The organism is uncultured Ellagibacter sp., assembly GCF_934617235.1.
Lineage (GTDB): Bacteria > Actinomycetota > Coriobacteriia > Coriobacteriales > Eggerthellaceae > Ellagibacter.
In genome coordinates, this window is the sequence record NZ_CAKTTZ010000002.1 from 1 (window position 1) to 13,113 (window position 13,113).

Sequence of the window (13,113 nt, forward strand, 5' to 3'; positions counted from 1 at the left end):
CGATGGCCGTTTTCCTCGGGCGGGCTTCGCCCGCCCTCCGAAAACGGGTTGATACACCAACATTCGGGACGCTACCTAAGAGGGTGATGCACCTTGCGAGAGCGATGGAAAATGCGACGGATCGACGAGGCAAGTCCCATAAGCAGCAAAAACCCGCAAAACCAAGGACAGGCAACGCTCATCGACGCTATTGTTGTTCAACCATTATCTCAAGCGTATGCAGGTATTCCTCATCATCATCTGAAACATACTCGCTTACGTGCCAAAACTCCAGTAGCTTGCCGCGAGGAGCAAGCGAGTGGCTTCGCATGAAAGCGCTCATCTCCTCGAAAGCGGCTGGCGTCAGCTGGGCCGGACCCCTCACCGTACGGCAAAGATACGTGCCTTCGGGAAGAACGAGGGCATCATGATACTCAGCCTTCTCAATAGCCAACAGCGCTTTTTCGGGAACAAAGCAATCGTCGTATCGCAGGCGAGTATAGTCCATGACGAAACACGGGATACTATGAAGTGAGTCTATAGTTATCCCCAGTTCATGAGCTTTCTTGATCGTGTAGTACGGCAGCGGATCGGCGTCTATGTCCGAATCCTCGCTGATAACGATGTAATGCCGAGCGCCCCTATGCCTCAGCCTCGGTTCACTGTCACCACTCGCAAGGACGGCATCGGTCGTACTCCTAAGACATTGCTCGATTTTTCGACGTCTTAACGAAAGCTTGCTTATTGTTTCATCGATTCGATCCATTTCCTTGTTAAAGAGCTCGATGGTCTTTTCGAGGCTGTGCGACGAAAGATAATCGCGTATGTCACTCAAGGTGAAATTCATTTCGAGCATCGACATAACGATATTGAGGCGAGCAAACTCAACTTCGCCATATACGCGATAGGAGTTCCGCTCCCTCCGAGGCGTTATCAGCCCAACGCTCTCGTAGTATCTCAGCGTATCGGAGCTGACGCCGTAAAGCTGGGCAGTCTGCTTGATATTCAATGGCAGCTTCTCATTCATTGCCGACCCCGTAACTCGATTGCTTTCCTACCCGCAACACTATAAACCCTAGACCGACTCCAAGGCTAATTCAAACTATTTGATGCCATTTGAAGGAATTTTGCCTCCTAAAAACCACTCGTTTTCGCGTTATTTATCGCTTAACATTGGAATCTCTCGAGACTTTACCATTCCCTGTGGCGAGCCAAAAGAAACATTGCGCGCATGCATGATTCGAAAGGAATGGAAGTAATTATGCAGGCAAAAACCAGAACGGGAGTGATGCAGAGCGTCACCCTCGAAAGCGGAGTCGAAGCCTTCTTGGGAATCCCCTACGCAAAGCAGCCAACTGGCGAGCTACGCTGGAAAGCTCCTGTCAGGTTGGAGGACTCGGATGAGCATCGGATTTGCGATTCATTCGGTCATTCGGCATGCCAATTCAAAGACGAGGTTGAGCCAGCCTCCCTGCACGAACAGGGCGAAGACTGCCTTTCTCTCAACATTTGGGTCAATGGGTCGGGGAAAACCAACCTTCCCGTCATGGTTTACATTCACGGAGGTGCCTACTTTTCCGGCGGATCCGCCGACCCCCTTTACAACGGCGAGCATTTCGCCCAAAGCAAAGACGTGGTAATCGTCTCCATCAACTACCGTCTTAACGTGTTTGCCTCGATTGCGCTCGAATGCCTACCCGGCGGCGAAGAATATAAGGAATCCGGCTACCTCGCAATCCTCGACCAAATCAAGGCACTCGAGTGGATCAAGGAGAACATCGCCGCCTTCGGGGGAGACCCGGACTGCATCACGCTGTTCGGCGAATCGGCAGGATCGTCTAGCCAAGCCCTTCTCGCTATCCTTCCCCAGGCGAACACGCTCTTCCAGCGCGCCATCCTTGAATCCGGCCCCATCCAACTTTACAAAACCAAAGAGCGCGGCGAAGCGTTCACAAAGGAATTCGCCGAGATCATGGAATGCGAAACCGCCCAGCAGCTCTTGGCGAAAACCTCCGACGAGCTCCTCGCGGGAATGCAAGTTTGGTGCGATAGGCATACCTATGAAGTCTCCCTCATCTTCTCGCCAACCTGCGATGGGTCGTTCCTTCCCCTCAAACCGATGAAAGCCTGGAAGGAAGGCGCCGCGAAAAACATCGATATCATGATTGGTTGCACCGAGGACGAGTTCACTTACTTCAAATTCTACTTCGAGGATTTGCCGAGCTTCTGGCATGGCCAATTCCCCATTCATTTCGACGATCAAATCGACACGATAGATTGGGAGGAAAAATATCGCGAAGCCTATCCCGAAAGAGACTTCGGGGAATACTACACCGACTTCATGAATGTCACTGGCTTTTTCGTCGGCGCCGACCTTATGGCCGAAGAGCAGTCCGAATACAAACCTGTGTACAACTACTTATTCCGCTACAAGTCGCGCATCGAGGGAATGGGGGCATGTCACGCCATCGAGGTTCCTTTCGTCATGAAGAATCTCGATACCCCGAACGGCCTCATGTTCACCGGTCCGAACCCCCCGGCGCATCTCGCCGAGCAGATGAACGCGTGCTGGTATAACTTCGCCAAAACCGGTAAGCCTTCCGTCGAGGGAGTGGAGGAATGGCCTGTCTACACCGCAGAAGATCGCGCTCATATGGTCATCGACGAGAATGCATGGGTCGTCAAACATGACATGCGAGCAAAAGATGACGCCGTGTTCCGCCCCATGTATAGCGTCCTGCTGAACGACTAGTAATTTGAGAGAAGAAGGAAAATACCATGGATGAGGAAATGAAATTATCGGGTTATCGATGGGTGGTACTGCTCACCGTATGCCTCATTTGCTTCATGGCAAACTTCATGCAATACCAAGTTTCAGCATGGGGCGTCGTCGTTATGGACACCCTTGGCGTCGATGTCGCGGGACTTACGAACCTGATGCTTATGCCCATGCTGACCGCAGTGTTTTTAAGCATCCCCGCAGGTTCGCTTGCCGACCGCTACGGCGTGAAAATCGTGGTCTCTGTCGGGCTTATCCTGTCTGTCATCGGCGGCTTCATTCGCTTCTTCATGATTGCGAACTTCGCCGCCCAACTGGTCGCCATGTTCTTAATCGGGTGCGGAATCTCATGCCTCAACGCCAATCTCGCGAAGGTACTGGGAACCTGGTTCAAGCAGCAGACCTCTCTCGCCATGGGCGTCTTCTATGCTGCATCGTGCGTCGCCATCGTCGTCGCCCAGGCATTCAGCACGATGTTTCCGACTCTCGAAGTCTCGTACCTGGTCGCGGCTGTTGCTCTTGCCATCACCGCGCTCTTGTGGATTCTCTTCATGAGCAATGTTCCCAAAGGCGAAAGCCTTCCTGAGCCCGAGCCCGTTATCAAGTACCTCAAGATTGCAATCAAATCGCGCAACGTTTGGTTTATCGCGCTCGCCTATGGCCTGACCCTCGCTTCGACCACCGCTTACTGCTCAATCCTCCCCTCCGCGCTTGAGCTCGCACGCGGCGTCGAAACCTCGGTCGCTGGATCGATGGCGGCAATCATCACCGTTGGCAGCTTCTTCGCCTGCTTCGCCGGCCCCGCCGTCGTACTGAAGCTGGGCAAGAACAAGCCCTTCCTCGTCCTCACCACCATCATTGCTGCCGCAGTCATGATTGTGAACTGGTTCCTTCCCTTGGGAACCACCATGTGGGTCGTGCTCGTCGTCAACGGTTTCATGACCGCGCTTTCTGGCCCAATCATCCAAGCAATGACCCCCGACCTGCCGGAAATCGGCGTGAAGTACGCCGGCTCAGCAGGCGGCATCATCGGCACCGTCGGCCTTTTGTGCTCGTACTTCATTCCTGTTATCGTTTCGACGATCACTGGAGACAACTGGACGATGAACCTTTGCGTTGAGTCTATCCTGTTCCTGTTGAGCGTAGTACCCATCGCCCTGTTGCCCGAAACTGGAATCAAAGCTAAGCTGCAGCAAAGCAAGCAATCCGAGTAATTCCCCCCGCCGAACCCGCCTCGGCAGACCGCAGCCAATCGGAAGGCCCCTCCCCCTGCATCACCTTCCGACACCTTACCCTCCTTCACCGCCCATCGCCATATCCCCACACCAGTGAGCATGGGCGGTGAAGGAAATCGAGCGAGAGGACGTCGAGATGCCATTGCGGCGCTTTGCAATTCTGCTTTCGGTATGCTGCCTTGCTTTTACGGGTAACTTCATCCAATATCAGGTGTCTGCCTTGGCCCTCGATATCATGCCAATGTTGGAAATCAACTCTGTTGGATTTTCCACCATGTTTCTCGTTCCCATGCTTGCAGCAGTCTTTTTCGGAATCCCCTTTGGGCTTGCTGGGGATAAATTCGGTCCGAAACGAGTTGTCGCAACGTGTTTTTCGATTGCTTGCGTAGGAGGGTTGCTCAGGATAATCACCCTTTACAGTTACCCCCTTCAATTGGCTTCGCTCTTTCTTATAGGCATTGGGATGGCGGCATTGTCGACAAACGTTGTAAAGACCATCGCCCTTTGGTTTGGGAGTAAAACCGACACAGCTGTTGGCGTCTACTATGCGGTATCCTGCCTGGGAATCGTTGTCTCGCAAGCAGTGGGAGAATTGTACGACTCGGTCCGCCAAGCATACGTCATTGCAGAAATCGCCCTTGTAGCTGTGACGGCACTCTGGATCATCGTCGACAAGAACCTCCCAAACGGCGTGAATCCCCCGACCGAAAAGCCAGCGCTCAACACGTTTCTCGTGGCGGCAAAAAACACCAATATCTGGCTTATCGCCCTTGCTGTCGGATTCACCCTCTCTTCCAGTACTGCTTTCGCCGGACTTCTTCCCCAAGCGCTTGAGTCAGGCAAAGGAATGGGCGGCTTCGCTGCAGGGAACATGGCAGCCTCGGTGACTATCGCAAGCATTTTCGGATGCATCGTGGGACCCGCATTGTGCGCACGTCTCAAGAGCTTTAAACCTTATCTGATAATCGTTAACGTCATTGCAAGCGCAGCAATGCTATCCGTGTGGTATGCCGAGGGCGATGCTTCCTTGCGCATCATATTGGCTGCAAGCGGGTTTCTTTCCGCAATGACGGGACCGATTCTTCAAGCTATGCCCGTCATGATGAAAGGAATCGGAAGTCGTTTTGCAGGAAGCGCCAGCGGCATCATCGGCACCGTCAGCCTTGCGATGTCGTTCCTGCTACCGATATTGATTTCTGCATTATCCAATGAGAATTACGAAATCAATCTCATCATGCAGGCAGTCTGCTTCGCTATCAGCGTCCTCCCCATTGCTCTGCTCTCAAGAATCGAGAAGGAAAAGCCCGCGTAACCCATCTTTGCGGTTCCTGGGAACCCTGCGCACCACTGCGCGACGTACGATGCCGAAGGATCTTGCAAAGCGCATGCCCTCGCAAGACGAACTGACTGCATGTCGCAACGACATGCGAGCCTCCAGAGGAGAGGCTGAACTACCAGAGGGAGACCAGGGGCCTTGGAGGGATTCGCTGGCTGCAAGTTTCCCCGTACCCGTAGGAGCGAGACGCTAGCTGCAAGTTTTGCTCGTATCCACGGGCTGCAACGACCGAAGGGACGTCCCGCAAGCTAAAGCATGGCGAGGAGCTCTTCGTCGGTCGGGTTGTCGAGCGCGTCGATCAGATCACGCACCTCGGCAAGCTGCCCTTCCACCTCGTCGAGCCTCTCTTGCAGCCGCTCCTTTTCCGCACGCGCGAACATGCCCAGGCCAGCGAGCTGTTTGCGCAGCTCGTCCTCCTCGGCGCACAGGCGCTTGCCATCGGCCATGAGCTCCGCCCGATCCACTTCATGCGCATCCTGGAATGCTGCCGAAAGCCGCGTGCGCTCAGTCTTCAGAACGACCCCCGCCCTCGCCGCAACCTCTTGCGTGAACGACTCGGGGAAACGCTGCACGACGCTATCGGGAATCGACGCGGCGTCGAGGCTGGCGCACCCGCGAAACGCACAGGGCCCGATCTCCTCCACGCCCTCGGGGATCACAACCTCGCGAAGCGCCTGGCATCCCGAGAACGCTTCCTCCCCGATCACCTTCACCGTGTCGGGCAGCACAATCCGCTCAAGCTCGGTGCAGCCCGCAAACGCGCGGCGACCAATGGTTTCCAAAGCACCGAACTGCACGTCGACAAGCGAGGTGCAACGCTGGAAGGCGTAGCGGTTGATTTCGACCACCCCGGGCGCCACAATGCGAGACAGCGCAGTCGCCCCTTGGAACGTAGCATCGTCGATGCAGCCCAACGACTCCGAAAACACAACCTCGCGCAACGAGGTGCAATGCTGGAAGGCTCGCTTGCCCAGCATGGCGAGGTCACCCGGGAAGTCGACCTGCGCAAGATTGCGGCATCCGTCAAAAGCGGCGTCCCCTACCTCGATAAGGTTTTGGGAACCGCGAAAGGAGCGCACCTCGCCCTTGAAGCGAAACGCCTTCGCTCCGACGCCGACGACCTCATCTGGCAGCACGACATCAACGCGCTCATCCGGCTCGTCGGGGGTGAACTTCGCGACTATCATCTCGTATGCCATGGGGTCTCCCTCATATCGCGTACCAGCAAAGCAATCGCCCCCGACGAACAGGGGCGATATGCGATAACAACTAGATTTCGGCCTCAACGACGGCCGCAATGGCCTCAGCATGAGCCTTGGCCGCAGCGGCATCTTCCGCCTCGACCATCACGCGAACCACCGGCTCTGTGCCACTCGGACGCAGGAGCACGCGACCCGAATCACCAAGTGACTCCTCTGCCTGCGCGACGGCGGCGGCGATGGCCTCGTTGCCTTCTACCGCGTGTTTGTCGCGCACCCGCACGTTGATAAGCGTCTGCGGGAACTTCTTCATGATGGAAACGACCTCGGCAACCGGCATATCCGCGCGCTTCACCGCTGCGAGGAACTGACATGCCGTCATGAGACCGTCGCCCGTGGAATTGTGCTCGAGCAGAATCATGTGGCCCGACTGCTCGCCACCGATGGCATAGCCCTTCGCGCGCATCTCCTCGAGAACATAGCGATCGCCCACCTTCGTCTGAACAACAGTGATGCCGTTGTCGCGCATCGCATGGACGAACCCGAGGTTGCACATCACGGTGGACACGACGGTGTCCTCAGGCAAGCACCCGCGGCGCTTCATGTCGAGTGCGCACACCGCTTCCACCATGTCGCCGTCGATCTCGGTACCGTCGGGCGTCATGAGCATCACACGGTCGGCATCGCCGTCGTGTGCCACGCCGACATCCGCGCCGCTCTCGCACATGAGCTGGGCAAGCGGCTCGAGATGGGTGGAACCGCAGTTCACGTTGATGTCGGTGCCGTCGAAGTCCTCGTTAATCGCAATGACCTCGGCGCCCAGGCGACGGAAAGCCTCGGCACTCGTCAACGAAGAGGCACCATGGCCGGTGTCGAGCGCGATGCGCATCCCCGAGAAGTCGATGCCCTGCGCTCGAACGCTCTGCACAGCATGTTCGATGTAGATTTCGCACGCCTCATCGACGGGAAGGGCAACGCCCACCTGGTCGCCGGGAAGCATCGCGGCGGCGTCTTCGTCTTCCGCGCCTTCCTCGGCACGCGCAGCGGCGCCCTCGAGGCCGCCCTGCTTGATGAATTCCTCGATCTGGTCTTCCACCTCGTCGGGAAGCTTGTATCCCTCGGCGTCGAAGAGCTTGATGCCGTTGTACTCCGGCGGGTTATGCGAGGCGGAAATGACCGCGCCGCCGTCGGCATGCAACTCGCGAACGAGCAGCGCCACCGCGGGCGTAGGGATGATTCCCACTGAAAGCTCGGTGCCACCTGCGCTCATGATGCCGGCGGCCAGGGCCGATTCCAGCATGTCGCCCGACAGGCGCGTGTCCTTGCCGACCACGATGTTCTTGCCAAGGAACACGGCCGCAGCCTGTCCCAAACGATAAGCGAGCTCGCAGGTGAGCTCGGTGTTCGCGACTCCGCGGACGCCGTCGGTTCCAAATAGACGTGCCATAGGCTACTTTCCCCTTTTAACGTGGCCTTCCTTGAGGCGGACCGCCCCCGAAGGTCGCTCTTCGTCAGTCATTCGCTCGTTAAGCTCGGCAGCGAACTCATCCAAGTCGATGCCATAGCGTTCGAGCACAACAAGAAGATGATACACCACGTCGGCCGCCTCATATCGCAGGTGGTCGGTGCACGCATCAACACGCTCGCCCGTGGCAGCGACCAGCGCTTCATGACCATGCGCGTGGTTTTGCATCGCCCGGAACATCACGAGCTCGGACTCCACATCCTTAGCAGCAAGGCCCACTTCCCCGGCCTCTTCCATCACCTTCTTGAGCGGCTTGTCGGCCGGCCCGTAGAGAAGTTGATGAGTGTAGCTTTCCTCGCCCGCCTCGCGACGTGCGCGAATGGTCGCGGCAAGAGCCTCAATCGTCGCCGCGATCTGCGAAGACGGCGGCATCTCGCCTTCGGGGACATACGTTTTCTCAGACATAGTGCCTTTCCTAACTTCAGCGCTTCATGCGAGCGGCGAGGTGAAAACCCACCCCCCACTTGCAAAAATCGCTCTTGACCTGCGCGGGAAAATGACGAGAGGCCCTGAAGTACCCAGGATTGCCCGCGCGCACGCCTGGCGTACGGTGAAGTACGCGCCGCGATGCGCAGGGGGCAAGGCTGAGTGCCTCAGGGCCTCACAGCGTCAAGTGCGTCCGCCGCCCAAGAGGACGGCGGATTGATTACTCTTCGTCCTCGTCGGAGTCGTCCAAGTCGTCCTCGTCATCAGCATGCTTCAGGCTGAAGCCGAAGTTGCCGACCGAACCGAGCAGCTCGTCGAGCTCTTCGAGGTTGCGATGATAGCTGCGCGGAGGCAGGGCCTCGCCGAGCATATCCTCGCCTTCCGTGTTGAACGTCGCTGGCTCATCGCCGCCGATGAGGATGTTGTCATCGGGGCTGAAGACCATGTCGAGCAGCTGGCTCATGTCATCGGAGGATGCGGAAAGGTCGTCCTCGATGACGTAAAGCAGGTCGTGCTCCTTCAGGCCCTCCTTGAGCTCCTCGATCGCCTTCACGCCGATACCCTCGATGCGAAGGAGGTCCTCCTCGGTGTGACCCACCAGATCGGCCACCGTTTCGATGCCCGCCTCGCTGAACTTGTTGGCCCAGCGCTGGGAAACACCCAGGTCGTCGAAGATGTAGAGACGCGCATCCTCGTCGGAGAGCTGCGGACCGCGATGCCCGAGCGAGAGGCCCGAGTAGTAGTTGCCGTAGCTCGACCCCATGGAGTTGAGGTAGCCATCGCCGTCAAGCGACCAATCCTGAGGCTGCGGCAGAAGCAATTCCACCTCGCGCAGCGCATCGGGAGCGCTGTCGGGCAACGCGTCGCCGACCATCTTGTCCACCGGGCGACCCTTGTAGGTCAGACCCACCTCGCGGTAGCGCTTGAGGCCGGTGCCGGCAGGGATCGGCTTGCCGATGATGACGTTCTCCTTCAGGCCGGCCAAGTGGTCGGTCTTGCCCTCGATGGCGGCATCAGTGAGAACCTTGGTGGTCTCCTGGAACGATGCAGCCGACAGGAACGAGTCGGTGGCAAGCGACGCCTTGGTAATGCCCAAGAGCAGCGGCTGGCCGACCGGCGGGTTCTTGCCCTCGGCGATAAGCGCGTTCGCCTCGTTTTCGAACTCGTAGCGATTGACCTGGCGTCCCGGGAGGAACTCGGAGTCGCCCGCGTCGAGCACGGCCACCTTGCGCAGCATCTGGCGCGCGATGACCTCGATGTGCTTGTCGTTGATGTCTACGCCCTGGGACACGTACACGCCCTGGACCTGGGCAACGATGTAGCGAAGCGTCGTGTTCGGATCGGTCAGGCGCAGCAAGTCGTGCGGGTTCACCGAACCCTTGGTGAGCTGCTGGCCAACCTTCACCTCGCCGCCGTCTTCCACGCCGGGGAACAAGGTCGCGCGGGCGGAAACGACGTACTCGCGAAAGTTGCCTTCCTGGTCGTGGATCGTGAGCGTCTTGGACGCCTTGTCGCCGGAAACCTGCAGCGTGCCGGAAATCTCGGCGAGCACGGCCTGGCCCTTCGGCTTGCGTGCCTCGAAAAGTTCCTGAACACGCGGGAGGCCCTGCGTGATGTCCTCGCCTGCGACGCCGCCGGCGTGGAAGGTACGCATCGTAAGCTGCGTGCCCGGCTCGCCGATGGACTGAGCTGCGATGATGCCGACCGCCGTGCCGATGTTGACCGGGCGCGCCGTAGCAAGGTCCCAGCCGTAGCACTTCTGGCAGACACCATGCTCGGCATGGCAGGTCATAACCGTGCGGATGATGGCTTCCTTGATACCCGCAGCGTCCATTTCGGCAAGCTGATCCATCGAGGAGATGTAATTGTCGCCCTCGAGAACAACCGTGCCATCAGCGCCAACGGCGGATTCGAGCAGGCAACGACCGATAAGGTTCTCGTCGAGCTCGCCCTTCTCGTTGTGCAGCGGGTAAGGAACGCCCTCGGTGGTGCCGCAGTCGATCTCGCGAACGATGACGTCCTGCGCAACGTCGACGAGACGACGCGTGAGGTAACCGGAGTCAGCGGTACGAAGCGCCGTGTCAGCCATGCCCTTACGGGTGCCGTGCGTGGAGATGAAGTACTCCAACACCGACAGGCCCTCGCGGAAGTTCGACTTAACCGGAATGTCGATCGTCTGGCCCTTCGTGTCAGCCATGAGGCCGCGCATGCCTGCGAGCTGGCGAATCTGCTTGATGTTACCACGAGCACCGGAGTCAGCCATCATGTAGATGGGGTTGTAGTGGTCGAAGTTGGCCGACATCGCGTCGCCAACCTTCTCGTTCGCATCGGTCCAGATATCGACGACCTGCTTGTGACGCTCTTCGGGGCTCATGAGACCCATCTCGTAATCCTCGTCGATGGCGTCGACCTTGGCCTCGGCATCGTCGAGAATCTCCTTCTTGTTGGGCGGCACCGTCGCGTCGTACACCGAAACGGTAATGCCCGCGAGCGTGGCGTAATGGAAGCCCGTCTCCTTCAGACCGTCGAGGATCGGCGGCACGTCGGCGAGGTCGTAGCGGTTGCACACGTCCTCGACCAAGCGGCCGATTTCCTTCTTGTTCATCTGGTAGTTCATGAACGGATAGTCGTCCGGGAAGACGTTGTTGAAGATGATGCGGCCGATGGTCGTCTCGAGGCGCGTGCCAGCCTTGTAGTCCTCGTAGGTGTGGAATGCGGTGGCCACCTGAGTGTCCTTCTGGAGGCGAACCCAGATCTTGGCCTGCAGGTCGACGCCGGCATGAGCGTCGTGCGCGTTCACGGCGTCCGCGAAGTTCACGAACGCGCGACCCTCGCCCGGGAAGCCATCGCGGGCGGCGGTCAAGTAGTACACGCCGATGATCATGTCCTGCGTCGGCACGGTCAGAGGACGACCATGAGCAGGGGATTTGATGTTGTTGGCGGAAAGCATGAGCACGCGTGCCTCGGCCTGAGCCTCAGCGCCCAAGGGCACGTGCACAGCCATCTGGTCGCCGTCGAAGTCAGCGTTGAACGCCGTGCAGACGAGCGGATGGAGCTTGATGGCCTTGCCTTCGACGAGCACCGGCTCGAACGCCTGGATGCCCAGACGGTGCAGGGTAGGTGCGCGGTTCAAAAGCACAGGATGCTCGACGATGACTTCCTCGAGCACGTCCCACACGTAGCTCGCACCACGGTCGACGGCGCGCTTAGCAGCCTTGATATTGGCGGCATATTCGAGCTCGACCAGGCGCTTCATGACGAAGGGCTTGAACAGCTCGAGCGCCATCTGCTGAGGCAGGCCGCACTGGTGCAGCTTGAGCGACGGGCCGACGACGATAACCGAACGGCCGGAGTAGTCGACGCGCTTGCCGAGCAGGTTCTGACGGAAGCGGCCCTGCTTGCCCTTGAGCATGTCGGAGAGCGACTTGAGCGGACGGTTGCCCGGGCCCGTGACGGGGCGGCCGCGGCGACCGTTGTCGAAGAGGCTGTCGACAGCTTCCTGGAGCATGCGCTTCTCGTTGTTCACGATGATCTCGGGGGCACCGAGGTCGAGCAGGCGCTTCAAGCGGTTGTTACGGTTGATCACGCGGCGATACAGATCGTTCAAGTCAGACGTCGCGAAGCGGCCGCCGTCGAGCTGCACCATCGGGCGCAGGTCGGGCGGGATGACCGGGATGACGTCCAGGATCATATCGGAGGGCTTGTTGTCGGACTTCAGGAACGCGTCGACCACCTTCAGGCGCTTGATGGCCTTCGCACGCTTCTGGCCCTTGCCGTTGGCGATGGTGTCGCGCAGCTCTTCGGCGGCCTCTTCGAGGTCCATCGCGTCGAGCAGGTCGCGCACCGCCTCGGCACCCATGCCGCCGGTGAAGTAGTTCTTGTAGTTCATGCGCATCTCGCGATAGAGCGCCTCTTCGGGAACGAGCTGCTTGGGCTCGATCTTCATGAACGCCTCGAAGGCGTCCTGACGCAGCTGCTTGCGCTCGATGAACTCCTCGTGGATGTCGGCGATTTCGGCCTCGACCTCTTCGGGGGTCAAACGCTCGTCCTCGTCGATCTCGTCGATGAAGTCATCGTCTTCCGGCACGTAGTCGGTGCCCAAACGACGCGTCGCCTCGATGAGGCGGTCGCGCTCGGCGTCGAGCTCCTCGAGATCGGCGGCAAGCTCGTCACGGAGCTCGTCGGCGTCCTCGTCGCGGCCTTCCTTGTCAACCGAAGTAATGATGGAGCTGGCGAAATACAGCACCTTCTCCAGTTCCTTCGGCGGAATGTCGAGCAGGTAGCCAAGGCGGCTCGGGCTGCCCTTGAAGTACCAAATATGGGACACGGGCGCAGCGAGCTCGATATGGCCCATGCGCTCGCGGCGAACCTTGCTGCGGGTCACTTCAACGCCGCAGCGCTCGCAGACGATGCCCTTGAAGCGGACGCGCTTGTACTTGCCGCAAGCGCACTCCCAGTCCTTGGTAGGACCGAAGATCTTCTCGCAGTACAGGCCGTCCTTTTCAGGCTTGAGCGTGCGGTAGTTGATGGTCTCGGGCTTTTTGACCTCGCCGTGCGACCAGCTGCGGATATCGTCGGCGCTCGCGAGGGAGATGCGAAGCGCGTCGAAGTTGTTCACGTCGAATTCGGTCATC

Annotated in this window: 8 protein-coding genes; 3 read left to right on the forward strand and 5 right to left on the reverse strand. The window is 58.8% G+C overall.

The window, feature by feature from the left end; all coding sequences use genetic code 11:
* Positions 1-187 precede the first annotated feature (187 nt).
* The gene (locus Q0G85_RS00580) at positions 188-1,006 is read right to left on the reverse strand and encodes a MerR family transcriptional regulator (RefSeq protein ID WP_297153657.1); all 819 of its coding nucleotides are present in this window, start codon (positions 1,004-1,006) and stop codon (positions 188-190) included.
* A gap of 222 nt (positions 1,007-1,228) precedes the next feature.
* On the opposite strand from Q0G85_RS00580, the gene Q0G85_RS00585 reads away from it, so the two are divergent.
* The 3 genes from Q0G85_RS00585 to Q0G85_RS00595 all read left to right on the forward strand — a co-directional run bounded on the left by Q0G85_RS00585 (position 1,229) and on the right by Q0G85_RS00595 (position 5,305).
* Complete coding sequence (locus tag Q0G85_RS00585; protein WP_297153660.1) at positions 1,229-2,731, forward strand: carboxylesterase/lipase family protein; 1,503 nt, start codon at positions 1,229-1,231, stop codon at positions 2,729-2,731.
* 26 nt (positions 2,732-2,757) lie between these two features.
* On the forward strand, positions 2,758-3,972 hold the full coding sequence (locus Q0G85_RS00590) for a nitrate/nitrite transporter (protein ID WP_297153662.1): 1,215 nt from the start codon (positions 2,758-2,760) through the stop codon (positions 3,970-3,972).
* 127 nt (positions 3,973-4,099) lie between these two features.
* Positions 4,100-5,305 carry a nitrate/nitrite transporter gene (locus Q0G85_RS00595; RefSeq protein ID WP_297153665.1) on the forward strand — a complete coding sequence of 402 codons (1,206 nt, stop codon included), beginning with the start codon at positions 4,100-4,102 and terminating at the stop codon, positions 5,303-5,305.
* A gap of 272 nt (positions 5,306-5,577) precedes the next feature.
* On the opposite strand, the gene Q0G85_RS00600 is transcribed toward Q0G85_RS00595, so the two are convergent.
* The 4 genes from Q0G85_RS00600 to Q0G85_RS00615 form a co-directional block, all read right to left on the reverse strand.
* Positions 5,578-6,528, reverse strand: coding sequence for a leucine-rich repeat domain-containing protein (locus Q0G85_RS00600; RefSeq protein ID WP_297153668.1), 951 nt, complete (start codon positions 6,526-6,528; stop codon positions 5,578-5,580).
* Positions 6,529-6,598: 70 nt separating this feature from the next.
* Positions 6,599-7,975 (reverse strand): phosphoglucosamine mutase, encoded by a 1,377-nt coding sequence (glmM, locus tag Q0G85_RS00605; RefSeq protein WP_297153671.1) that lies wholly within the window; start codon positions 7,973-7,975, stop codon positions 6,599-6,601.
* A 3-nt stretch (positions 7,976-7,978) separates the two neighbouring features.
* Entirely contained in the window at positions 7,979-8,458 is a 480-nt protein-coding gene (locus Q0G85_RS00610) for a phosphoribosyl-ATP pyrophosphatase (protein ID WP_297153674.1), read from the reverse strand.
* Between the two features lie 241 nt (positions 8,459-8,699).
* On the reverse strand, positions 8,700-13,112 hold the full coding sequence (locus Q0G85_RS00615) for a DNA-directed RNA polymerase subunit beta' (protein ID WP_297153677.1): 4,413 nt from the start codon (positions 13,110-13,112) through the stop codon (positions 8,700-8,702).
* Between the last annotated feature and the right edge of the window lies 1 nt (position 13,113).

Bases quoted from the DNA above. Each gene is read 5' to 3' on its own strand.
- Q0G85_RS00610 (WP_297153674.1), bottom strand. From the start codon at position 8,458: ATGTCTGAGAAAACGTATGTCCCCGAAGGCGAGATGCCGCCGTCTTCG.
- glmM (WP_297153671.1), bottom strand. From the start codon at position 7,975: ATGGCACGTCTATTTGGAACCGACGGCGTCCGCGGAGTCGCGAACACC.
- Q0G85_RS00580 (WP_297153657.1), bottom strand. From the start codon at position 1,006: ATGAATGAGAAGCTGCCATTGAATATCAAGCAGACTGCCCAGCTTTAC.
- Q0G85_RS00600 (WP_297153668.1), bottom strand. From the start codon at position 6,528: ATGGCATACGAGATGATAGTCGCGAAGTTCACCCCCGACGAGCCGGAT.
- Q0G85_RS00590 (WP_297153662.1), top strand. From the start codon at position 2,758: ATGGATGAGGAAATGAAATTATCGGGTTATCGATGGGTGGTACTGCTC.
- Q0G85_RS00615 (WP_297153677.1), bottom strand. From the start codon at position 13,112: ATGACCGAATTCGACGTGAACAACTTCGACGCGCTTCGCATCTCCCTC.
- Q0G85_RS00585 (WP_297153660.1), top strand. From the start codon at position 1,229: ATGGAAGTAATTATGCAGGCAAAAACCAGAACGGGAGTGATGCAGAGC.